The sequence below is a fragment of the Streptomyces sp. NPDC046859 genome (assembly GCF_040645135.1).
In the GTDB taxonomy this organism is placed as follows: Bacteria; Actinomycetota; Actinomycetes; order Streptomycetales; family Streptomycetaceae; genus Streptomyces.
This window is the reverse complement of record NZ_JBEYXR010000005.1, coordinates 361,304-382,154: the sequence shown is the minus strand read 5'-3', so window position 1 is coordinate 382,154 and position 20,851 is coordinate 361,304. Positions and strand designations below refer to the sequence as shown.

Sequence of the window (20,851 nt, the reverse complement as noted above, 5' to 3'; positions counted from 1 at the left end):
GTGGCGCATAGTGCGGTCATGACTGCACTGGAATCCGCCTGGTCGGCGGTGGGCGGCGACGCCGCCCTGCTCGAAGGGGTGTCGGCCGTGGTGCGGGAGGGCGCGCTCGCCGCGCGCCTTCCCGTACGGGAAGCGGCGCGCGCCTGTGTGGGTGCGTGCGCCCTGGCCGCCGCGGAGGCGGGCGCCCGGCGGGCCGGTCTCGCCGGGGTGCCCGCGGTACGGCTGGACGACGGGGCGATCGCCACGGCGTTCGTCAGCGAACGGCATCTGCTGGTCGACGGGCGGGCGCCGGTCTGGTTCGCGCCGCTGTCCCGGTTCTGGCCGGCCGCCGACGGCTGGGTGCGCACCCACGCGAACTATCCGCACCACCGGGCCGCTCTGCGGGCCGCGCTGGGCGTGTCCCGGGAGGACCCGGACGCCGTCGCCGCGGCCGTCGCCGAGCGGCCCGCGCGCGAGGTGGAGGACGCCGTGTACGCCGCCGGCGGTCTCGCGGTGGCGCTGCGCACCCCCGCGGAGTGGGCGGCGCACGAGCAGGCGGCGGAGGTGGCCCGGCGCCCGCTGGTCGGACGGGAGCGGACGGCCCCGGCACGCGCGCGTGCGCTCCCGCCGCTCGACGGCACCCCCCTGCTGCCGGCCACCGGGGTGCGGGTCCTGGACCTGACGCGGGTCATCGCGGGGCCGGTCGCCACCCGCACGCTCGCGCTGCTCGGCGCCGACGTCCTGCGCGTGGACGCGCCGCGGCTTCCCGAACTGGCCGACCAGCACACCGACACGGGCTTCGGCAAGCGCTCGGCGCTGCTGGACGCGGCGGTGGACCGGCGCGGCCTCGAGGAGTTGCTGGAGGCGGCGGACGTGGTGGTCACCGGGTACCGGCCGGGCGCCCTGGACCGGTTCGGGCTGTCGGCGCGAGCGCTGGCCGAGCGGTGGCCCGGACTGGTGGTGGCGGAGCTGTCGGCCTGGGGCGCCTACGGCCCCTGGGGCGGGCGGCGCGGGTTCGACAGCCTCGTGCAGGCCGCGACCGGGATCGCGGTGACCGAGGGGTCGGCCGGGCGGCCGGGCGCCCTGCCGGCGCAGGCCCTGGACCACGGCACGGGCTATCTGCTGGCGGCGGCCGTGCTGCGGGCGCTGACCGACCGGGGCGAGGACGGGCACGGCTCCCTCCTGAGCCTGTCCCTGGCGCGTACGGCACACTGGCTGACCCGTGAGGTCGGTCCGGGCCCGGCCGGGGACGCGGTGTACGAGGCCCCGGACGACTGGCTCGCCGAGCGGGACAGCGCGCTGGGCCGGCTGCGGTACGCCCTGCCGCCGGTCTCCTTCGAGGGCGGTCCGCGCGACTGGGCGCGGCCTCCGGGGGCGTGGGGCGCCGATCCGGCGAGCTGGCTGCGACGGGCCTGGGACGGACCGGCGGAATGCTCTTCCGCCAGTTCTTTTCCGGCACTTGTGCGCCTCTGCGATGCTTTGTGAAGATCCTGAGGTGACGTTGACGAAGTCCTCGACCGGTACACCCGAGGGCAGCGAGGCCGGGTCCCGCCCCGGCGTGGGCCGGGCCGTCGCCGTACTGGCCCTGGTCGCCGCCGCCGCGTGCGTCCCGCTGCTCGGGCCGTCCGCCGCGCTGCACGGCACCGGGGAGGCCGCCGCACCCGGCACGGCCGGGATCGGGCTGCTGCGCGCGGTGCTGTTCGCGGCGCTGTGCGTCCCGCTGGGCGAGGTGTTCGTAGGGCGGCTGGCGCGGTCGGTGCCGGGGGCTTTGCCGGCGCTGCCGCGCAGTTGGGCGCCGTACGCCGCCGCCGTGGGTTTCGTCGCCGCCCTCGCGCTGGCCTCCGTCGTCTCCACGGGCAATCTGGTGCCGCGGGGCCCCACCGACCTCGACGTGGGCGGGCTCTACGCCACGCGCGACGGCAAGCTCGCGCTGCTGGAGGTCAACGCGTTCGTGGTGGCCGGGCTGTGCGCGCTGTCGCGCCGGCCCGGCACCCAGGTGTGGCCGCTGGCCGCGCTGGTCTTCGCCGAGGCGCTGCGCGCCCACCCCACCACCGAGGACGACCCGTTGCTCGGCTCCGCGCTGACGCTGGTCCATCTGACCTGCGCGTCGCTGTGGGCGGGCGGACTGCTGTACGTCCTGCGGACACTGCGCGGCCGGGGTGCCGGGGAGGCGGGCGCGGCCCTGCTCGGGCTGTACGCGCGCGTGGCGGCGGCGCTGCTCGTCGCCCTGACGGCCACCGGGGTGTGCAGTTCGCTGCGCCGGATGCCGCCGGAGACGATCCTGACGCAGCTGACCGGGACGGCCTACGGGCGGGCCCTGCTGGCGAAGGTGCTCCTCATGGTCGTCGTCGCCGGGCTGGCGCTGTGGGCCCGCATCCGGCTGCGCCGGGCCGCCGATCCGCTGACGGCGTGCACGCCCGCGCGTGCCGAGGTCGTGGCGCTGGCCGGGGTGGTCGCGCTGTCGGGGCTGCTGACGGCGCTTCCGGTCCCGATCCGCTGGTGAGGCGTCAGGGCGTGATCATGACCTTGAGGGCGGTGCGCTCGTCCATCGCCCGGTAGCCGTCCGGGACGTCCTCCAGGCCGACGGTCCGGTCGAAGACGGGGGACGGGTCGATCGTGCCGTCCAGCACGTCGGGGAGCAGCTCCGGGATGTAGGTGCGCACCGGTGCGACACCGCCGCGCAGCGCGATGTTCCCGTCGAACAGGACGCCGAGGTCGAGGCCGGTGCCGCTGCCGTGCGGCACCCCGACGAATCCGATGGCTCCGCCGTCCCGGGTGACGCCGACCGCCGTCCGCATGGACTGCTCGGTGCCGACGGCCTCGACGACGCAGTGCGCGCCCTGGCCGCGGGTGAGTTCGCGGACGGCCTCGATCGCCGCCTCGCCGCGCTCGGCGACGATGTCGGTGGCGCCGAAGCGGCGGGCGATGTCGGTGCGGTCCGGGTGCCGGCCGAGGGCGATGATCCGTTCGGCGCCGAGCCGCCGGGCGGCGAGGACGGCGCAGAGTCCGACGGCGCCGTCGCCGACGACGGCGACCGTGGCGCCCGGCCGGGCGCCCGCGCCGAGGGCGGCGTGGTGACCGGTGCCGAGGACGTCGGAGAGGGTCAGCAGCGCGGAGAGCAGATGGTCGTCGGAGGCCGCGTCCCCGGGCAGCCGGACGAGGGTGGCGTCGGCGAACGGCACCCGGACGGCCTCGCCCTGGCCTCCGTCGGAGCCGACGGAGCCCCAGAAGCCACCGTGCTCGCAGGAGGTGGTCAGGCCCTCGCGGCAGTAGTCGCAGACGCCGTCGGACCACATGAAGGGGGCGACGACGAGGTCGCCGCGCCGCAGCCCGCTCACCTCGGAGCCGGTCTCCTCGACGACGCCGAGGAACTCGTGGCCGATGCGCTGCCCCGGCCGGCGGGGCGACTCGCCCCGGTAGGCCCACAGGTCGCTGCCGCAGATGCAGGCGCGCAGCACCCGGACCACGGCGTCCGTGGGCTGCCGCACGGCGGCGTCGGGCACGTCCTGGACCCGTATGTCGAAGGGGGCGTGGATCGTGGTGGCTCGCATGACGAGGGTCCTTCTCGCGGGGGCGTCCGTGCGCCCGGGGGTGGGCGGGCGCCCGGGGATGTCGTGCGCCCGGGGGTGGGCGGGCGCGCTTCTCACCGTACGTCCCGGCCGGTGGTCGGCGCGCTTCGGGGAGGGCGTGCACCCCGAACACGCCGTGCCCGCCTCGGCTACACCCCCGCCACCTCCAGCGCGCTACCCGCCGCATAGGTGACGCCCATCGCCAGGGCACCGCCCGTCATGTTGCGCAGGACGGCCCGGGCGGGGGCGGCGGCGCCCAGGCGGGCGCTGCTCCAGCCGGTCAGGGCGAGGGCGGTCAGGACGGAGGCGACGGTGACGGCCAGTCGGGTGTCGGCCGGGGGCAGCACCATCGCCAGCAGCGGCAGCAGCGCGCCGGCCGTGAACGCCAGGAAGCTCGCCCACGCCGCGTGCCAGGGGTTGGTCAGCGCGTCCGGGTCGATGCCGAGCGCCACGCGCGCGTGTGCCCGGAGGGCGTCCCGGTCGGTCAGCTGGACCGCCGCCTCGCGGGCCACCTGGCGCGACAGCCCCCGGCGCCGCAGGAGGCCCGCCAACGCCTCGAGTTCGGCCTGCGGACGCTCTTTCAGCTCGCGCCGCTCCTCGGCCAGCGCGGCCCGCTCCGCGTCGCGCTGGGTGGAGACCGACACGTACTCCCCCGCCGCCATCGACATCGATCCCGCGAGCAGTCCGGCCAGGCCCGCCGTGAGCAGGGCGGAGCGGGTGTCGGTCGCACCGGCCACGCCGACGACGAGCCCGGCCGTCGACACGATGCCGTCGTTGGCGCCGAGGACGGCCGCGCGCAGCCAGTTCAACCGCTCCCCCAGACCACCCCGGTGGACCTGGTCGCGCTTCGGTTCGGTCATAGGGGGAGGATCGCACCGCCTTGGACATCAGGGACGTATCGACGCTCCAGGGCCGATCGACGGGTCGCCGGGCCGGGCCAACGCCCCGCGCCCGCCGTCCGGTTGGCGCCCGTCTGTTCGCCCGGCCCGAACAGACGGGCGGGGCAGGGCACCTGAGGGCCGGGGCTGTCAGTCCCGGCCCGTATCCTCAGTGACCATGCTCGAAGACCCGACGACCACAGCGTCCTCCCCGACTGCGTGGCCGGCCGCGTATCCGCAGGGATACGCGGTCGTTGACGTGGAGACCACCGGCCTCGCCCGGGACGACCGGATCATCTCCGCCGCCGTCTACCGGCTGGACGCGCTCGGCGAGGTCGAGGACCACTGGTACACGCTGGTCAATCCGGAGCGGGACCCGGGGCCCGTCTGGATCCACGGTCTGACGAGCGAGGCCCTGGAGGGCGCCCCTCTCTTCGCGGACATAGCCGAGGAGTTCGCGGCCCGGCTCGACGGCCGGGTGCTCGTCGCGCACAACGCCGTCTTCGACTGGCAGATGATCGCGCGGGAGTACGCGCGCGCCGAGCGGCAGGCGCCGGTGCGGCAGCGGCTGTGCACCATCGCGCTGTCCAAGGAGCTGGGCCTGCCCCTGCCCAACCACAAGCTGGCGACGCTCGCGGCGCACTTCGGCGTCGTACAGCGGCGGGCGCACCACGCGCTGGACGACGCGCGGGTGCTGGCGGAGGCGTTCCGGCCGAGCCTGCGGGCCGCGGCGGCGGGCAGCGTACGGCTGCCGCTGCAGGAGTGCCTGCCGCTGACGGAGTGGCGGGACACGGCGGTGCCCCGGATCGGCCGGCAGCCGGGCGGGGCCGGCGGCTACCGCCCGACGAGCTGGCGCCCGACCCGCAGGCGGCCCGCCTGCCCCTACCCGAACCCGGGGCGCTACGCGGAGGGCGGGCGGCTGAAGCAGGGGATGCGGGTCGCCTTCTCCGGGGACACGTCGACCGAGCGCGATCTGCTGGAGGACCGGGCGGTCGAGGCCGGGCTCCATGTGTCGACGAGCCTGTCCCGGCTGACCAGCCTGCTCGTCACGAACGACCCGGACTCGGGCACCTCGAAGGTGCTCAAGGCCCGGCAGTACGGGACGCCGGTGGTGGACGAGGCGGCGTTCGGTCAGCTCCTGGAGGACGTGGAACCGGCCACGGAGGGGTGACCGTACGGACGGGTGATTGACGCGCGACTCGCCCGGAGCCCTCTCGCCCCGGCCGCGGCGGGGGCCCACCCTGTGGCGCATGGCGACATGTGAAGTGTGCGGAAACGACTACGGCATGACCTTCGAGGTGCACGCGCAGGGCGCGGTGCACGTCTTCGACTGCTTCTCCTGTGCGATCCACCGCATGGCACCCATCTGCGAGCACTGTCGTGTCCAGATCATCGGCCAGGGCGTCGAGGTCGACGGGCAGTGGTACTGCGGCGCCCACTGCGCCCGCGCGGAGGGAAAGGCGGGCATCGTCGACAAGGTGTGACCGGGCACCCGCGTGAGAGCACCCCTCGACCGAGTTGTACGGTCGTGGGGTGTACCGCTTCCTGTTGTCCCGGCAGTGGGTGATCCTCACGCTGATCGCCCTGCTCCTCATCCCCACGATGATCAGGCTGGGCTTCTGGCAGATGCACCGCTACGAGGAGCGCAGCGCCCGCAACGATCTGGTCGCCGCCGCCCTCGACGCGAAGCCGGTGCCGGTGGAGCGGCTGACGTCACCGGGGCACTCCGTCACCGCCGGGCAGCGCTACCGCGCCGTGACCGCCGTGGGCCGCTTCGACGCCGACCACGAGGTGGTCGTCCGGCGGCGCGTCAACTCCGACGACAAGGTCGGCTTCCACGTCCTGACCCCGTTCGTGCTGGCCGACGGCAGGGTGCTGCTGGTCAACCGCGGCTGGATCCCGGCCGACGGCCCCAGCCAGACGGCCTTCCCGAAGATCCCCGCGCCGCCCAGCGGCCGGACCACCGTCACGGGCCGGCTGATGCCGGACGAGACGACCGCGGCCAGCGGCATCAAGGACCTCGAGGGCCTGCCCGACCGCCAGGTCATGCTGATCGACAGCGAGCGGGAGGCGCAGCGCCTGGACGCCCGGGTGCTCGGCGGCTACATCGTGCAGACGGCGCCCGCGCCCGGGGGCGACCGCCCGGAGCCGATCGGCCCTCCCGGTGACGAGAACGCCGCGCTGAACTACGCGTACGCCCTGCAGTGGTGGCTGTTCGCCGCGGGCGTCCCGCTGGGCTGGTTCATCCTGGCCCGCCGCGAGGCCCGGGACCGGGCGGCGGGTGCGTCGGAGCCGGCCGAGGCCGAGCCGGTCGCCGCGACACCGGCGGTCTGACGGCGGCTGTGGCGCCGGTCACACCGGGGGCTTCCGTCTGATTGGCGATGTGACCCCCGGGGAATCCGCACTTGCGTGCACCCCCGCATCGAGGACTACGCCCTGATCGGCGACGAGCAGACGGCAGCCCTGGTCGGCAGGGACGGTTCGGTCGACTGGCTGTGTCTGCCCCGCTTCGACTCGGCCGCCTGCTTCGCCAAACTGCTCGGCGACGAGGACAACGGCCACTGGCGGATCGCCCCGAAGGGAGTCGACGGGCCCTGCACCCGACGGGCCTACCGCCAGGACACCCTGGTGCTGGACACCGAGTGGGAGACCGCCGAGGGCGCGATCCGGGTCACCGATCTGATGCCCCAGCGCGACGAGGCCCCCGACCTCGTCCGCATCGTCGAGTGCCTGCGCGGCCGGGTCACCGTGCACAGCACCCTGCGGCTGCGTTTCGACTACGGCGCCGTGACGCCCTGGGTGCGCGAGTCGCACGGGCACCGCGTGGCCGTGGCCGGCCCGGACTCGACGTGGCTGCGCAGCGAACCCCAGGTGCACACCTGGGGCGAGAACTTCGGCACCCACGCGGAGTTCACCGTCGAGGAGGGGGAGAAGGTCGCGTTCGTCCTGACCTGGCACCCCTCGCACCGGCCGCGGCCCGCGCTCATCGACCCGTACGAGGCGCTGGAGGCCAGTGTCCGGGACTGGCGCGCCTGGGTGCGACAGTGCCACTACGACGGCCCCTACCGGGAGGCCGTGGTCCGCTCCCTGATCACGCTGAAGGCCCTCACGTACCGGCCCACCGGCGGGATCGTCGCCGCCGCCACCACCTCGCTGCCCGAGGAGACGGGCGGGGTGCGCAACTGGGACTACCGCTACTGCTGGCTGCGCGACTCCACCCTCACCCTGAACGTGGGCCTGTCGGCGGGCTACCGGGAGGAGGCCGAGGCGTGGCGGGACTGGCTGCTGCGCGCCGTCGCCGGCGACCCGGCCGACCTGCAGATCATGTACGGCCTGGCCGGTGAGCGGCGGCTGCCCGAGTTCGAGGTGCCCTGGCTGTCCGGCTTCCGCGGCTCCGCGCCCGTACGCATCGGCAACGAGGCGGTCAACCAGCTCCAGCTCGACGTGTACGGCGAGGTCATGGACACACTCTCGCTGGCCCGTGAGGCGGGGCTGCCCACCGAGCCGCACATGTGGGCGATCCAGGTGGCCCTCGTGGAGTGGCTGCGCGCGCACTGGCGGCAGCCCGACGAGGGGCTGTGGGAGGTGCGGGGCGGCCGCCGGCACTTCGTGCACTCCAAGGTGATGGTGTGGGTGGCCGCGGACCGGGCGGTGCGCACCCTGGAGCACAACCCGCAGCTCCACGGCGATCTGGAGGGCTGGCGCGCCTTCCGCGACGAGGTGCACCGGGAGGTGTGCGAGCGGGGCTACGACGCCGAACGCAACACCTTCACCCAGTCCTACGGCTCCAGGGAGCTGGACGCCGCCGTGCTGCTCATCCCGCGCGTCGGCTTCCTGCCGCCGGACGACCCGCGGGTCGTCGGCACGATCGACGCGATCCGCGCCGAACTCAGCCATGACGGGCTGCTGCGCCGCTACAGCACCGAGGGGCGGTCCGTCGACGGCCTGCCCGGCGGCGAGGGAGCGTTCCTCGCCTGCTCGTTCTGGCTGGCGGAGGCGCTGCACATGGCGGGCCGCGCCAAGGAGGCGCGCGAGCTGTTCGACCGGCTGGTGGGCCTCGCCAACGACGTGGGCCTGCTGGCCGAGGAGTACGACCCGGTCGCCGGGCACCAGCTGGGCAACTTCCCGCAGGCCTTCAGCCACATCGGCCTGGTGAACACCGCCCTCGCGCTGTCCGGGGACGGCGGGGCAGGATAGGGACCATGGATCTTGGACTGAAGGACCGGGTGTACGTCGTCACGGGTGCCACGCGCGGCCTGGGCAACGCGGCGGCACGGGAGCTGGTGGCCGACGGGGCGAAGGTCGTCCTGACCGGCCGGGACGAGGAGCGGGTCGCCGCGGCCGCCGCCGAGCTGGGGCCGGACGCCGTCGGGGTGGCCGTCGACAACGCCGACGCCGAGGCCCCGGGACGGCTCGTCGCCGCCGCGCGCGAGGCGTTCGGCCGCTTCGACGGCGTCCTCGTGAGCGTCGGCGGCCCGCCGGCCGGGTTCGTTGCGGACATCACGGACGAGCAGTGGCGGGCCGCGTTCGAATCGGTGTTCCTGGGCGCGGTCCGGCTGGCGCGCGTGGCGGCGGCCGAGCTCGACGAGGGCGGGGTGATCGGGTTCGTGCTGTCGGGCTCGGTGCACGAGCCGATCCCGGGGCTGACCATCTCCAACGGGCTGCGGCCGGGCCTGGCCGGCTTCGCCAAGTCCCTCGCGGACGAGCTGGGGCCGCGCGGCATCCGGGTGGTGGGGCTGCTGCCGGCTCGGATCGACACCGACCGGGTGCGGGAGCTGGACGCGCTGTCCGCCGACCCGGAGGCCACCCGCGCGGCGAACGAGTCGCGCATCCCGCTGCGCCGCTACGGCCGCCCGGAGGAGTTCGGGCGGGCGGCGGCGTTCCTGCTGTCCCCGGCCGCGTCCTATCTGACGGGCGTCATGCTGCCGGTGGACGGCGGGATGCGGCACGGGTTCTGAGCGGGCGAGCGGACGGGGTCGTCAACTGACCCGTTCCGCACCGTGCCTGACGCCCTTGAGGCGGACCTCCGCGGGCAAGGACGCCAGCCCCGCCGAGGTGCGGGCGTGCGCCAGGGCCCCGTCGGTGAACTCATCGAGCGCCGCCCCGGGGTCCACGTGCGGCTCCAGCAGCAGCCGTACCCGGGTCTCGGGCGCGGTGCGTCTGCCCCCCAGCTGGACGCGGGCGCGCTGCACGCCCTCCTGGACGGCGGTCTCGTCCGCGAGGGCGTCCGCCAGGGCGCGGCCCCGCAGCAGCGCGCCCGCGCCGTCACCGGTGTCGACGAGGACCTCGGTGAGGGTGCGCCTGCGCAGGTTCGCGGTCAGCCACCACAGGGCGAGCAGGACCAGCACCGCGAGGACGGCGATGACGGTCGGCCACCACCAGCCGTCGTCCCGCAGGCGGGTCCGCTCGGCGTCGCTGAGCAGTACGTCGTGCCGGTCGTCGTGGATCCACCAGGAGGGCGCGGGCGCCCCCAGCCCCACGGCGAACACGGAGCCGCCGACCACGAGCAGCACCAGTCCGACGAGCCCGACGAGCAGCCGGTTCACGGCCCTGAGCACGGCCCTCACCCCTTCCGTCCGGGTCGCCGGACCCGCACGGACAGGGCGGGCCGCCGGGACAGCCCGAGCCCCCGCACGGTCTCGGCGAGCGTGGCGTCCAGCTCGGCGCGTACGTCGTCCAGGTCGCCGAAGTGCGAGACGGCCCGCACGTCGGCCTTCGCACGGCGCACGCGGACCCGCACCGACTGGACGCCGGGGACCTTCATCGCCCGGTCGCGCAGGACCAGTGCGGCGAGGTCGCGGTGCAGCCCGGCGCGGACGTCGGGGTGGGTGCGCCGCATCGGCAGGACCCGGCGCAGGCCCGGGGTGAGCGCGAGGACGAGCAGCCACAGACCGAGGACGGCGACCAGCCCGGCGCCGACGAGCACCCAGGTGTCGTCGAGGGGGCGGTGGGCCAGTTGGTCGGCGAGTTCGCGGCGCCACCGCATGGCGGGCCGTCCGGCCCGCACGGAGACGACGTCGTACAGCAGGAAGCCGGCGCCGACGATCAGCACCAGCGCGGTGAGCGCGGCGGGGACCCGGCGGGCCGACCAGAAGCGGCCCGCGCGGCCGACCGGAGGCGGAGGCTGGTGGTCGGCCGCCGACGACGACTGGCCGTAGTCACCGGAGCCGGTCGTCTTCTCCAGGACCGGCAGCCGCTCGGTGGCGCCCTCCGGTCCCCCGGACTCGCTCATCGCGTCCTCCCCTGTGCCGCGTCCCGTACGGACGCCGGGTGCAGCCGCTCGACGTGCACGGCGACCTCCGTCACCTCCATGCCCACCAACGCGCTTACCCGTTCGGTGACATGGCGACGCACGGCCGCGCAGCGCGCGCCGATGTCGGTGGGGTGGCCGAGCTCGACGTGGACCCGGGCCCGGACGGTGTCGTGCGCGACGAGGACGTTGGCGTAGGGGTGTCCGGCACCCTCGGGCGGTGGCCCGACCGCCTCCCGGGCGCACTGCGAGGCGATCTTCGCGACGACCCGGTCGGCGATCCGGAGGGATCCGCGCTCCGCGGGCTCGATCTGGGCCGGGGGCCTGCGGACCTCCGCCCCGCCGCTCACGGCCGTCACCGGCGTCGTTCGTCGCGGTGGCGGAGGAAGTCGCCGAACTCCCCGTCCCCCTCCAGGAACCGCCCGACGGCGAACCCCACGGCGCCCAGGGCCGCAACCAGCAAAAAGGCGCCGAATCCGCCGAAGTATCCGGCGAAGGCCAGTGCCATGCCGGCGATCATGCCGACCACGGCCATGCTCATCCTGCGCTCCTCAGCTTCTCGGCGCCTTCACGCCCCCGGTCGTACGGCCCTCGGCGGATCACTGGATGCGGCGCTCCGGTTCCTCGTCCTCCTCGTCCGGCAGCTTCACGTCGCTCACCGCGATGTTGACCTCGACGACCTCGAGACCCGTCATCCGCTCCACCGCGTTGATGACGTTCTCGCGCACGTCGCGGGCGACCTCGGCGATGGACACGCCGTACTCGACGACGATCTCCAGGTCGAGCGCGGCCTGCTTCTCGCCGACCTCGGCCTTGACCCCGCGGGTGACCGACTTGGCCGTCCCGCCGCCGGGGACCCGGTCCCGCATCGCGCTGAAGGTCCGCGACAGGCCGCTGCCCATCGCGTGCACGCCCGCCACGTCGCGGGCGGCCATTCCGGCGATCTTCTCCACGACTCCGTCGGCGATGGTGGTCCTGCCCCGGGCGCCGGTGTCCGTCCCACCGCGCCCGGGCCCCTGGATCTTCTGCTCGGTCATCTCGGTCATGGCCGTCGGTCCCTTTCGGTCGTCGTCCCTCGACCACCGTAAGCACGGTTACGGGAAACCGCGCCATGGATACGGCAGGCTGGAGGAATGACGACGGCGGACCGGTGGCAGCGGGCGGTGCGGCAGCAGGTCGGGCTCGGACGGCTGCTGCCGCTGGGCGGGGCGCGCGACGGCGCGTGGATCTTCGAGACGGCGGCCGAGTCGGTGCTGCGGAGAGCGGCGGAGCCGGTGCGCGGTGCCCGGCTGGGCGCGCTGCGGATCGCACCGGCCGATCCGGACGGCAGCGGCGAGCCGGTCGTGCCGCCACCGCCGAGTGCCCTGCCGCCGGGGCCGCTGCGGATCACGGCCGAGTGCGCGGCGGCCGGCGCCGAGCCGCTGCCGGCCACGACGGACCGGCTGCGCGCGGCGCTGTCGGCCGCCTCGGATCAGCTCGGTCTGGCGGTGACCGAGGTGGATCTGCGGGTGACGGCCCTGTTCGACGAGGACGGTGGTGACGAAGGCCCCTCGCCCACCCGGCCGTCCGAGCCGGTGCCCCCGGCGCGGCCCGCGAACCCCGACGAGCAGCGCGTCACGGCCGTCGCCCTGGCGGTCCCGGGGGTCACCGGGCTGACCGGAGCGCTGGGCGGGCCGGGCCGCTCCGTGCACGTCGAGACGCGGCAGGACGGGGCCGCTCTGCCGCACCGGCATGTACGTGTCGAACTCGCGGTCGCCGCGGACCACCGGGCCGTGGAGGTGGCCCGGGAGGTACGCGAGAGGGTGGGCCGGGCCCTCGCGGACCGGCCGACGGTGGCCGTACTGGTCACTGCCGTCGGCTGATCCGCGCGCGGCTCACTCTCCGAGGCCGGCCAGGTCCCGCAGACGGCGCGCCTGCGCGGCCCGTTCGGCGCCGCGCTGCTCGTCGTAGGTGCGGTCGGTGGCACCGCGCAGCAGCGCCTTGGTCTCCACGACGGCGTCCCGCGGCGCGGCGACGACGGCCCCGGCCAGGTCCCGTACGGCGTCGTCGAGCTGGTCCACGGGCACGGCGAGGTTGGCGAGCCCGCCGGCCACGGCCTCCTCGGCCAGCACGGAGCGGCCCGTCACACAGATCTCCAGCGCGCGGCCGTAGCCGACGAGCCCGACGAGCGGATGCGTGCCGGTCAGGTCCGGCACCAGTCCGAGGCTGGTCTCGCGCATGGCGAACTGCACGTCGTCGGCGACGACGCGCACGTCACAGGCGAGCGCGAGCTGGAAGCCCGCCCCGATGGCATGGCCCTGCACGGCGGCGATGGACACCAGGTCGTTGCGCCGCCACCAGGTGAACGCCTCCTGGAACCCCGCGATCGCGGAGTCGAGCTCGCCGTCGCTGCTGCGCGCGAGGTCGATGAAGGAGGGTTCGCCCTCGATCCCCTCGGGCGTGAACATCTTGCGGTCGAGTCCGGCGGAGAAGGACTGGCCCTCTCCGCGCAGCACGACGACGCGCACGCTGCCCGGCAGGACCCGCCCGGCCTCGGCGAGCGCCCGCCACATGGCGGGGCTCTGCGCGTTGCGCTTGGCCGGGTTCGTCAGGGTCACCGTCGCGATCGCGCCGTCGACGGTGAGCCGGACGTGGTCCTTGTCGAGCAGGGGAGCGATGTCCTGGGCGGGCGAAGCCATGGGGTGCCTCCGATGCGTGCGGTCAGCCTGCGGATGCCGAGGAGGCACCCACTAAGTGACTGCACAGTAACCACCCGGTCGATCCGGTATCCCGCCGGGCCCCTCAAGGGCTCAGGGGAGGACCGGCCGGATGGTCACCATCGAAGCCGATGGACCGCCCGGGATCAGGACGATGCGGCCTTCTTGCCTCGCGTCGCCCCGCCACGCCCACGGAGCGTGACGCCCGATTCGCTGAGCATCCGGTGGACGAAGCCATACGAGCGGCCGGTTTCCTCGGCCAGTGCCCGGATGCTCGCACCGGAGTCGTACTTTTTCTTCAGGTCTGCCGCGAGCTTGTCGCGCGCGGCGCCGGTCACCCGGCTGCCCTTCTTCAGAGTCTCGGCCACCCGTGCCTCCTCATGGGAAGTGCGCTCTGGTCTCCTCATGATCACCCCTCCGGGGCTACATGGCCACCCATTCGGCAAGGTCCGTGAGACATGGTTGTGACGACAGGAGCGCGTCCCCACATGCGGAATATGGAATTCCGGAGGCTCGCGTCCGTACAGCCGAACGGGTTCATTTGTGAATTCCCAGGTCAGCGTCCTGGCATACGCGCGCCCCCGCCGATAACCGACGAGGGCGCGAAATCGATGTACTACACACCTCGGTACGAGGAGATCTCACACAGATGGTGGATCACCCGTGGGCCGAATGATCCATAGCCCGTGGATCACGCATTCGGTCACGCGAGGGCGACGAGATCCGCGTAGTCGGCGCCCCACAGGTCCTCGACCCCGTCCGGCAGCAGGATGATCCGCTCCGGCTGGAGCGCCTCCACGGCGCCCTCGTCGTGGGTGACCAGTACGACCGCGCCCTTGTAGGTGCGCAGCGCGCCGAGGATCTCCTCGCGGCTGGCCGGGTCGAGGTTGTTGGTGGGCTCGTCGAGGAGCAGGACGTTCGCCGAGGAGACGACCAGGGTGGCGAGGGCGAGCCGGGTCTTCTCGCCGCCGGAGAGGACACCGGCCGGCTTGTCGACGTCGTCGCCGGAGAACAGGAAGGAGCCGAGCGTCTTGCGCACCTCGACGAGGTCGAGGTCGGGGGCCGCCGAGCGCATGTTCTCCAGGACCGTGCGCTCCGGGTCCAGGGTCTCGTGCTCCTGGGCGTAGTAGCCGAGCTTGAGGCCGTGGCCGGGCACGACCGCGCCGGTGTCCGGCTGCTCCGTCCCGGCGAGCAGGCGCAGCAGGGTCGTCTTGCCCGCGCCGTTGAGGCCCAGGATGACCACGCGGGAGCCCTTGTCGATGGCCAGGTCGACATCGGTGAAGATCTCCAGCGAGCCGTACGACTTCGACAGGCCCTCCGCCATCAGCGGGGTCTTGCCGCAGGGTGCGGGCTCGGGGAAGCGCAGCTTGGCGACCTTGTCCTGCTGGCGTACCGCCTCGAGGCCGGAGAGGAGCTTGTCGGCGCGCTTGGCCATGTTCTGCGCGGCGACCGTCTTGGTGGCCTTGGCGCGCATCTTGTCGGCCTGCGAGTGCAGGGCCGCGGCCTTCTTCTCGGCGTTCTGACGCTCGCGCTTGCGGCGCTTCTCGTCCGCCTCGCGCTGCTGCTGGTAGAGCTTCCAGCCCATGTTGTAGACGTCGATCTGGGCGCGGTTGGCGTCCAGGTAGAACACCTTGTTGACGACCGTCTCGACCAGGTCGACGTCGTGGGAGATCACGATGAAGCCGCCGCGGTAGGTCTTCAGGTAGTCCCGCAGCCAGACGATCGAGTCGGCGTCGAGGTGGTTGGTCGGCTCGTCGAGGAGCAGGGTGTCGGCGTCCGAGAACAGGATGCGGGCCAGTTCGATACGGCGGCGCTGACCACCGGAGAGGGTGTGCAGGGGCTGGCCCAGCACCCGGTCGGGCAGGTTCAGCGCGGCGGCGATGGTGGCGGCCTCGGCCTCGGCGGAGTAGCCGCCCTTGGTGAGGAACTCCGTCTCCTGGCGCTCGTACTGCTTGAGGGCCTTGTCGCGGGTGGCGCCCTTGCCGTTGGCGATGCGCTGCTCGTTCTCGCGCATCTTGCGGATCAGCACGTCCAGGCCGCGCGCGGAGAGGATCCGGTCGCGGGCGAGGACGTCGAGGTCGCCGGTGCGGGGGTCCTGCGGGAGGTAGCCGACCTCGCCCGAGCGGGTGATCTGTCCGGCGGCCGGGATGCCCTCGCCTGCCAGGCACTTGGTGAGGGTCGTCTTGCCCGCGCCGTTGCGGCCGACGAGGCCGATGCGGTCACCCTTGGCGACGCGGAAGGTCGCGGACTCGATGAGGACGCGCGCGCCGGCGCGCAGCTCGATACCGGTGGCGGAGATCACGGTCAGACTCCAGGGCGGGGCTAGGTGGCGGTATGGGCGGCTGAGGACAGTCCCGCCGTCTAATGCGCGAGGAGAATGGCCATGGGGCCAGTCTAACGGGGCCGTGCAACCAGTTTTTCCGGGTTCGGACGACCCGGGGCGGGTCATGCATCACACCGGCGGCGGCGACGGCCGCCCGAGGTCGCTGCGCACGAAAGGGTGACGGCATGGCAGGCACGAGCGGTGGGCGTCCGGGACTCAGCCCGGCGCTGCTGTACACGGACGCCGAGGCGGCGGTCCGGCAGCTCACGGAGGCCTTCGGTTTCACGGGACTGGCCGTGCACGAGGGCGAGGACGGCAAGGTCGCGCACGCCGAACTGACGCAGGGCGGCGGCGTGGTGATGCTGGGCTCCAAGGGCACCGGCAGCGTCTTCGACCGGGTGATGGAGGGCGCGGGCCCGGCCGGGGTCTACGTCGTCGTGGAGGACGTCGACGCACACCACCGGCGGGCCGTGGAGCACGGCGCGGAGATCCTGATGCCCCCGACGGACCAGGACTACGGCGGCCGGGACTACCTGGCCCGGGACCTGGAGGGCAACGTGTGGAGCTTCGGCACCTACGTCCCCGGGACGGGCGGCTGAGCGGCGCGGGGCCGGCTCAGCTCCCCCCGGTGTGCACCTGGAAGGCGGCCCGGCGCACGGCCTTGGCGAGGGCCGGGTCGGGGTGCGCCGCGGCGAGGGCGACCAGGACCTGCACGGTGCGGGGGTGGCCGACGGCACGCACCTCGTCGAGGAGGGCGGGCACGGTCGGCTGGACGGCGGACTCCAGGTGCCGTACGAGCATCGGGGCCTCGCCGTGGTCGGCGACGGCGGCGGCGGTGTCGACCCACAGCCAGGTGGCCTCCTCACGGGTCAGCACCTCGTGGGCGTCCTCGGGGTCGGCGCCGTCGTGCTCGGCGAGCCACAGCAGGGCGTAGGGGCGCAGGGCCGGCTCGTCGGCGATCGCGCGCACATCGGGTTCGGCGGGGGCGCCGACGACGCGCAGCGCCTCGAAGGCGAGGCCGCGCAGCAGGGCGTCGTCGCCGCGGGCGGCGGCCAGCAGCTCGGTGACGGCGCTGCCGACGGGGCGGGCGGCGAGCCAGGCGCGGTACTCGTCGCGGGCGGCGTTGGGCCGCAGCTGGGCGCAGCCGCGCAGCATGTCCTCGGCGGACTGCTCGATGTTCCCGGCGGGGCTCTGGGCGGCCACGCAGATCTGCTCCAGCTTGACCCAGACCGCCCAGCTGCCGAGGGGGGTGAGGGTGGCCTGGCCGTCGCCGTAGGTGAGGGCGCCGACGGAGGCGAGGGCGGAGAGGGCCCAGTCGAGGAGCGGGGCGAGCGGGGTGTCCTCGACGGGTCTCGCGTCGGGGAGCGGCTCCGGCCGCGGTCCGTACGGGATCTCGCAGCGTTCGGTGCGCAGCTCGGTGACGCGCTGCTCCAGCAGGTCCAGGAGCTGTTCGACGGGGACCGGACCGGCGGACAGCTGGAGGAAGGACAGCACCTGGGGCAGGGCCGAGACGATGTCGGCGACGGCCGCGTGCTCGAGGTGGGCGGGCTCGGGGTGGGCCAGCGACCAGGCGTCGAAGAGGGCGACCCAGCCGCGCAGGACGGCGCTGTCGTCGCGGTCCCAGGCACGCAGCCGCCAGCTGGGGCGGGCGCTGTCGCCGTGCACCTCGACGAGGCCGGCGAGCCGGGCGGTGTCCCAGTCGGCGCGAACCTGAGCGACGGTCAGGCCGAGGGCGCGGGAGGCGCGTTCGGCGGTCTCGTCGGAGAGGGTGCCTTTGCCGTCGGGGTTCGCGTTCGTACGGCCGGGGCGCAGGGCGGTGTCGGCCCAGAGGGCGACGCGGACCGCGTCGGCGAGGAGGGAGCGTGCCATTCCGGCCAGCTCGGACCGGGCCGGTGTGCCCTCCGGCGGCCGGGGCGCGGGTCGGCGCGGGCGCCGCTGGTTCACTGCTCCGGGGGCGGCGGCCAGGGGTCGCGGGCGGACGAGTCGAAGCCTGGAGTCGCGCGGGATACGGGACGTCACGGGTGCAGTCTTCCGGTTGACGGTCCGAAAACCCAAACGGAATGCCGTGAGCGGCTTCGGGGACGGCCGGCGCGGGGGGTCCGACGGTGCCCGGGGGCCGGGAGCAGGCCGGCCGTACGGCCTTAAACGGAATGGCACGGGACCGGCCGCGGGTGCCGGTCCCGCGGGGGCGTCTCAGACCAGCGGCGTCATGAAGCGGCGCAGCGACTCCTCGTAGAAGTCCGGGTCGGCGTTCCACATGGCGGCATGGGGCGCGTCCCGCACGGTGTGCAGGGTGACGAGGCCGGGGTGCGAGTCGGCTAGGCGGCGGGACAGGGTCCAGGGGGCCACCTGGTCGCCGGGGCCGTGGAAGACGACGGTGGGCACCGTGACGGTGTCGGTGCCGGAGCGGTCGGCGGTCAGGTTCGCGCGGCCCTGGGCGGCGCGGACGGCGAGGGGCAGCAGGGCGCTCGGGATGTGGCGGGCCGCGGCGAGGGCGCGCAGCGTGGCCTCCCAGCTCAGCACCGGGGAGTCCAGGACGAGCCCGGCGATCCGGTCGCGCAGGCTGGAGCGGGCGGCGGCGCGCAGCGCCATGGTGGCGCCGGTGGACCAGCCGAGCAGGACGACCTTCCGGGCGCCGTAGCGCACGGCGTAGCGCAGCGCGGCGTCGAGGTCGCGCCACTCGGTCTCGCCGAGGTGGTTCAGGCCGTCCGGCGGGCGGGGCGCGCCGAGGTCGCCGCGGTAGGCGAGGGCGAGCACCGGGACGTGGCGGGCGTTGAGGGGCCGCATGAGGTTCATGGCGTGTTCGCGGGTGGTGCCCAGGCCGTGCACCGCGATGACCCAGGTGTCCCGGGCGCCGGGCACGAACCAGGCGGGCAGCGGGCCGAGTTCGCCGGGGATGTCGACGTCGGCGTGGTCGAGGCCGAGGGTGGCTCTCGGGTTGCCGACGTACAGGTTCGGGGTGAGCCAGACGCTGTCGCCGGGCCTCAGGGTGCCGTGGGTGACGAGCTCCAGGCGGCGGACCACGGTGTCGGCGGAGTGCGGCGCGTCCTCGAGCACCGGGCCGACGACGGCGTGGGAGCCGTGACCGGCGAGGCCGTACGTGCCGGGGCGCAGCGAGGCCAGGTCGCGGGTGAGGACGATCTGCCCGGGAGCCGTGGCGTGCACGGTGAGCCGGGGTTCGGTGGGCAGCGGACGGCCGGGGGGCGCCGTCAGGGCGGCGCCGCTGGCGAGCCGCCCGGCGGCGACGCTCGCGGCGCCGGCGGCCAGGGCCACGGAGACGGCTGCGGCCGTCGTTCGGACAGTGCGCACCCGTCCAGTGTCCGGAAGGACCGGGCGTGTGGCCAGTGGGAGGGCGGGGCGGGGTGAAGCGGGGCAGCCGCCCGCGGGCCGTCAGCGCCGCTGCCCGTACCCCTTCAGACGCTCCCCCACCTCCGCCACCTGTTCCTCGGACAGCAGGGCCGGGGACAGGCCCGGTACCGAGGCCGCCGTGAGCCAGACGCGGCACATCCATTCCAGTTGGGCCGTGCGGTCGTACGCCTGGTCCAGGGTGGCGCCGTGGGCGACGGTGCCGTGGTTGCGCAGGAGGCAGGCGGTGCGGCCGGTGAGGGCCCGCAGCATGTTCTCGGCCAACTCCTCGGTGCCGTAGGCCGCGTAGGGGGCGACCCGGACGGGTCCGCCGAGGGCGGCCGCCATGTAGTGGATCAGCGGGAGCTCGGGCACCAGGGTCGAGACGGCCGTCGCGTGGACGGCGTGGGTGTGCACGACGGCACGGGCGCCGGTGGCGCCGTAGACGGCGAGGTGCATGGGCAGCTCGCTGGTCGGCACCAGCGTGCCCAGCACCTGCCGGCCGTCGAGGCCGACGCCCGTGACGTCCTGGGGCGTGAGCCGGTCGTAGGGCACGCCGGAGGGCGTGACCAGCACCGTGTCCCCCACGCGCACCGAGACGTTCCCGGACGTGCCGACCACGAGTCCGTCGGCGACGGTCCGGCGGGCCGTCGCGACGAGGGCCTCCCAGGCCGCCGCCTCCTCGGGCCGCACCGTGCGCCGGTACGGGGTGTCCCCGTCCCCCTGCTCCCACCGTTCCTCAGCCATGCGGCGATCCTGCCAGGCGCGGTGCGTGAAGTCGCCGGAGAGTGGGGGCACTTTAGGGCGGAGAGGCGACCTCCGGAAGGGTGCATAGCAGGACATACCGCCTGCGCCGCCCGCTTGGCCTGAGATCGATCAGAGTTCAACGATCTTCCGATAATCTCCGGGTGATTTGCCGCACACGTCGCCATTCCGGGGGGAATCATGGCTCGTGCCCGCAAACCGTCCCGTCCGCACCATCCGCCCCGTCCGTCCCGTCACCGCATCCACCGCTCACGCCTCATGGCGGCCTGCGCGGCGGTGCTCGCGCTGAGCGGCGCCGCCGTCGCCGGCACCCCGGCCCCGGCCGTGGCCGCCGGGGAACCCAGAGGCCATGACGTCTCGTCGCACCAGAAGGACGTCGACTGGCCGGACAGCCGGGCGAAGGGCGCCCGGTTCGTCTACGTCAAGGCGACCGAGTCGCACACCTACCGCAACCCGTACCACGCCCGGCAGTACGACGGCGCCCGGGCCGCCGGCCTGGTGCGCGGCGCCTACCACTTCGCCCTGCCCGACCGGTCCTCGGGCCGCGCGCAGGCGGCTTTCTTCGTGCGCAACGGCGGCGGCTGGCGGCCGGACGGCTGGACCCTGCCGCCCGCCCTCGACATCGAGTACAACCCGTACGGCACGCACAAGTGCTACGGGCTGCGCAAGGCGGCGATGACCGCCTGGATCAGGGCGTTCAGCGACGAGGTGCGCCGGCTGACCGGCCGCCGTCCGGTGATCTACACCACCACCCACTGGTGGAACACCTGCACCGGCGCCTCCCGCGCCTTCGCCGACCACCCGCTGTGGGTGGCCCGCTACGATGCCCCGAACCCCGGAACGCTGCCGTCCGGATGGCGTGCGTGGACCCTCTGGCAGTACGACAACGGCGGCAGCCTGCCGGGTGACCAGAATCTCTTCAACGGGTCCCTGGCACAGCTGAGGTCGTTCGCCCGCGGCGGTTAGGCCGCGCCCCGCAAGGGCCCGGCCGGGGTGCCGCGGACGGAGGGCTTCCGTTCATAGCGGAAGTCCTCCCTGCCGGACAC

23 protein-coding genes are annotated in these 20,851 nt (G+C 74.4%); 10 read left to right on the top strand and 13 right to left on the bottom strand.

The features are described 5' to 3' along the window. The first annotated feature begins 18 nt into the window (after window positions 1-18). Together ABZ899_RS10075 and ABZ899_RS10070 are read left to right on the top strand one after the other, a co-directional pair. Window positions 19-1,464 carry a CoA transferase gene (locus tag ABZ899_RS10075; protein WP_361343448.1) on the top strand — a complete coding sequence of 482 codons (1,446 nt, stop codon included), beginning with the start codon at window positions 19-21 and terminating at the stop codon, window positions 1,462-1,464. A 10-nt stretch (window positions 1,465-1,474) separates the two neighbouring features. Next, entirely contained in the window at window positions 1,475-2,482 is a 1,008-nt protein-coding gene (locus ABZ899_RS10070; protein ID WP_361343446.1) for a CopD family protein, read from the top strand. A gap of 4 nt (window positions 2,483-2,486) precedes the next feature. Here the strand turns inward: ABZ899_RS10070 and ABZ899_RS10065 are convergent, their stop codons facing one another. Continuing rightward, a complete protein-coding gene (locus ABZ899_RS10065) occupies window positions 2,487-3,530 on the bottom strand; it encodes a zinc-dependent alcohol dehydrogenase family protein (RefSeq protein ID WP_361343443.1) in 1,044 nt (347 codons plus the stop codon). 167 nt (window positions 3,531-3,697) lie between these two features. Next, window positions 3,698-4,408 (bottom strand): VIT family protein, encoded by a 711-nt coding sequence (locus tag ABZ899_RS10060; RefSeq protein WP_361343440.1) that lies wholly within the window; start codon window positions 4,406-4,408, stop codon window positions 3,698-3,700. Window positions 4,409-4,604: 196 nt separating this feature from the next. On the opposite strand from ABZ899_RS10060, the gene ABZ899_RS10055 reads away from it, so the two are divergent. From ABZ899_RS10055 to ABZ899_RS10035, 5 genes are all read left to right on the top strand, one after another. Further along, window positions 4,605-5,597, top strand: coding sequence for a DEDDh family exonuclease (locus ABZ899_RS10055; protein WP_361343437.1), 993 nt, complete (start codon window positions 4,605-4,607; stop codon window positions 5,595-5,597). A gap of 79 nt (window positions 5,598-5,676) precedes the next feature. Further along, window positions 5,677-5,910 carry a hypothetical protein gene (locus tag ABZ899_RS10050; protein ID WP_361343434.1) on the top strand — a complete coding sequence of 78 codons (234 nt, stop codon included), beginning with the start codon at window positions 5,677-5,679 and terminating at the stop codon, window positions 5,908-5,910. Window positions 5,911-5,959: 49 nt separating this feature from the next. Beyond that, window positions 5,960-6,760 (top strand): SURF1 family protein, encoded by an 801-nt coding sequence (locus tag ABZ899_RS10045; protein WP_361343431.1) that lies wholly within the window; start codon window positions 5,960-5,962, stop codon window positions 6,758-6,760. Window positions 6,761-6,835: 75 nt separating this feature from the next. Further along, window positions 6,836-8,623, top strand: coding sequence for a glycoside hydrolase family 15 protein (locus ABZ899_RS10040; protein ID WP_361343429.1), 1,788 nt, complete (start codon window positions 6,836-6,838; stop codon window positions 8,621-8,623). 5 nt (window positions 8,624-8,628) lie between these two features. Then, on the top strand, window positions 8,629-9,384 hold the full coding sequence (locus tag ABZ899_RS10035) for an SDR family oxidoreductase (protein ID WP_361343426.1): 756 nt from the start codon (window positions 8,629-8,631) through the stop codon (window positions 9,382-9,384). A 21-nt stretch (window positions 9,385-9,405) separates the two neighbouring features. Here the strand turns inward: ABZ899_RS10035 and amaP are convergent, their stop codons facing one another. Genes amaP through ABZ899_RS10010 form a run of 5 tightly spaced genes read right to left on the bottom strand, consistent with a single transcriptional unit; the run spans window position 9,406 to window position 11,722 of the window. Next, window positions 9,406-9,993, bottom strand: coding sequence for an alkaline shock response membrane anchor protein AmaP (gene amaP, locus ABZ899_RS10030; RefSeq protein WP_361343423.1), 588 nt, complete (start codon window positions 9,991-9,993; stop codon window positions 9,406-9,408). Then, window positions 9,990-10,658: a DUF6286 domain-containing protein gene (locus ABZ899_RS10025; RefSeq protein ID WP_361343420.1), complete on the bottom strand. Its 669-nt coding sequence runs from the start codon at window positions 10,656-10,658 to the stop codon at window positions 9,990-9,992. The genes amaP and ABZ899_RS10025 overlap by 4 nt, the downstream gene beginning before the upstream one ends. Next, on the bottom strand, window positions 10,655-11,035 hold the full coding sequence (locus tag ABZ899_RS10020; RefSeq protein ID WP_361343417.1) for a hypothetical protein: 381 nt from the start codon (window positions 11,033-11,035) through the stop codon (window positions 10,655-10,657). Before ABZ899_RS10020 ends, ABZ899_RS10025 begins: the two co-directional genes overlap by 4 nt. Then, entirely contained in the window at window positions 11,032-11,217 is a 186-nt protein-coding gene (locus ABZ899_RS10015; protein WP_361343415.1) for a hypothetical protein, read from the bottom strand. The genes ABZ899_RS10020 and ABZ899_RS10015 overlap by 4 nt, the downstream gene beginning before the upstream one ends. Before the next feature lie 58 nt (window positions 11,218-11,275). Continuing rightward, window positions 11,276-11,722, bottom strand: coding sequence for an Asp23/Gls24 family envelope stress response protein (locus ABZ899_RS10010; RefSeq protein WP_361343413.1), 447 nt, complete (start codon window positions 11,720-11,722; stop codon window positions 11,276-11,278). Window positions 11,723-11,809: 87 nt separating this feature from the next. Here ABZ899_RS10010 and ABZ899_RS10005 point away from each other — a divergent pair, with 87 nt between their 5' ends. Beyond that, complete coding sequence (locus tag ABZ899_RS10005) at window positions 11,810-12,538, top strand: nucleopolyhedrovirus P10 family protein (RefSeq protein WP_361343410.1); 729 nt, start codon at window positions 11,810-11,812, stop codon at window positions 12,536-12,538. Between the two features lie 12 nt (window positions 12,539-12,550). Here ABZ899_RS10005 and ABZ899_RS10000 read toward each other — a convergent pair whose 3' ends face one another. From ABZ899_RS10000 to ABZ899_RS09990, 3 genes are all read right to left on the bottom strand, one after another. Beyond that, window positions 12,551-13,354: an enoyl-CoA hydratase/isomerase family protein gene (locus tag ABZ899_RS10000; protein ID WP_361343407.1), complete on the bottom strand. Its 804-nt coding sequence runs from the start codon at window positions 13,352-13,354 to the stop codon at window positions 12,551-12,553. Window positions 13,355-13,518: 164 nt separating this feature from the next. Beyond that, entirely contained in the window at window positions 13,519-13,740 is a 222-nt protein-coding gene (locus ABZ899_RS09995; protein WP_004002281.1) for a helix-turn-helix domain-containing protein, read from the bottom strand. 335 nt (window positions 13,741-14,075) lie between these two features. Further along, complete coding sequence (locus ABZ899_RS09990; protein ID WP_361343404.1) at window positions 14,076-15,674, bottom strand: ABC-F family ATP-binding cassette domain-containing protein; 1,599 nt, start codon at window positions 15,672-15,674, stop codon at window positions 14,076-14,078. 206 nt (window positions 15,675-15,880) lie between these two features. Between ABZ899_RS09990 and ABZ899_RS09985 the strand changes: the two genes are divergently transcribed. Further along, a complete protein-coding gene (locus tag ABZ899_RS09985) occupies window positions 15,881-16,294 on the top strand; it encodes a VOC family protein (RefSeq protein WP_361343401.1) in 414 nt (137 codons plus the stop codon). 16 nt (window positions 16,295-16,310) lie between these two features. Here the strand turns inward: ABZ899_RS09985 and ABZ899_RS09980 are convergent, their stop codons facing one another. From ABZ899_RS09980 to ABZ899_RS09970, 3 genes are all read right to left on the bottom strand, one after another. Continuing rightward, window positions 16,311-17,714, bottom strand: a complete 1,404-nt coding sequence (locus ABZ899_RS09980; RefSeq protein WP_361343399.1) for a hypothetical protein — start codon at window positions 17,712-17,714, stop codon at window positions 16,311-16,313. 174 nt (window positions 17,715-17,888) lie between these two features. Beyond that, entirely contained in the window at window positions 17,889-19,004 is a 1,116-nt protein-coding gene (locus ABZ899_RS09975) for an alpha/beta fold hydrolase (RefSeq protein WP_361343396.1), read from the bottom strand. 81 nt (window positions 19,005-19,085) lie between these two features. Beyond that, on the bottom strand, window positions 19,086-19,787 hold the full coding sequence (locus ABZ899_RS09970; RefSeq protein ID WP_361343394.1) for a class II aldolase/adducin family protein: 702 nt from the start codon (window positions 19,785-19,787) through the stop codon (window positions 19,086-19,088). 198 nt (window positions 19,788-19,985) lie between these two features. Here ABZ899_RS09970 and ABZ899_RS09965 point away from each other — a divergent pair, with 198 nt between their 5' ends. Then, window positions 19,986-20,771: a lysozyme gene (locus ABZ899_RS09965; protein ID WP_361343391.1), complete on the top strand. Its 786-nt coding sequence runs from the start codon at window positions 19,986-19,988 to the stop codon at window positions 20,769-20,771. The last annotated feature ends 80 nt before the right edge of the window (window positions 20,772-20,851 follow it).

Coding starts and splice junctions, on each gene's coding strand:
- ABZ899_RS10075 (WP_361343448.1), top strand. CDS start 19: ATGACTGCACTGGAATCCGCCTGGTCGGCGGTGGGCGGCGACGCCGCC.
- ABZ899_RS10065 (WP_361343443.1), bottom strand. CDS start 3,530: ATGCGAGCCACCACGATCCACGCCCCCTTCGACATACGGGTCCAGGAC.
- ABZ899_RS10060 (WP_361343440.1), bottom strand. CDS start 4,408: ATGACCGAACCGAAGCGCGACCAGGTCCACCGGGGTGGTCTGGGGGAG.
- ABZ899_RS10055 (WP_361343437.1), top strand. CDS start 4,605: ATGCTCGAAGACCCGACGACCACAGCGTCCTCCCCGACTGCGTGGCCG.
- ABZ899_RS10050 (WP_361343434.1), top strand. CDS start 5,677: ATGGCGACATGTGAAGTGTGCGGAAACGACTACGGCATGACCTTCGAG.
- ABZ899_RS10035 (WP_361343426.1), top strand. CDS start 8,629: ATGGATCTTGGACTGAAGGACCGGGTGTACGTCGTCACGGGTGCCACG.
- ABZ899_RS10025 (WP_361343420.1), bottom strand. CDS start 10,658: ATGAGCGAGTCCGGGGGACCGGAGGGCGCCACCGAGCGGCTGCCGGTC.
- ABZ899_RS10015 (WP_361343415.1), bottom strand. CDS start 11,217: ATGAGCATGGCCGTGGTCGGCATGATCGCCGGCATGGCACTGGCCTTC.
- ABZ899_RS10010 (WP_361343413.1), bottom strand. CDS start 11,722: ATGACCGAGATGACCGAGCAGAAGATCCAGGGGCCCGGGCGCGGTGGG.
- ABZ899_RS10005 (WP_361343410.1), top strand. CDS start 11,810: ATGACGACGGCGGACCGGTGGCAGCGGGCGGTGCGGCAGCAGGTCGGG.
- ABZ899_RS10000 (WP_361343407.1), bottom strand. CDS start 13,354: ATGGCTTCGCCCGCCCAGGACATCGCTCCCCTGCTCGACAAGGACCAC.
- ABZ899_RS09985 (WP_361343401.1), top strand. CDS start 15,881: ATGGCAGGCACGAGCGGTGGGCGTCCGGGACTCAGCCCGGCGCTGCTG.
- ABZ899_RS09970 (WP_361343394.1), bottom strand. CDS start 19,787: ATGGCTGAGGAACGGTGGGAGCAGGGGGACGGGGACACCCCGTACCGG.
- ABZ899_RS09965 (WP_361343391.1), top strand. CDS start 19,986: ATGGCTCGTGCCCGCAAACCGTCCCGTCCGCACCATCCGCCCCGTCCG.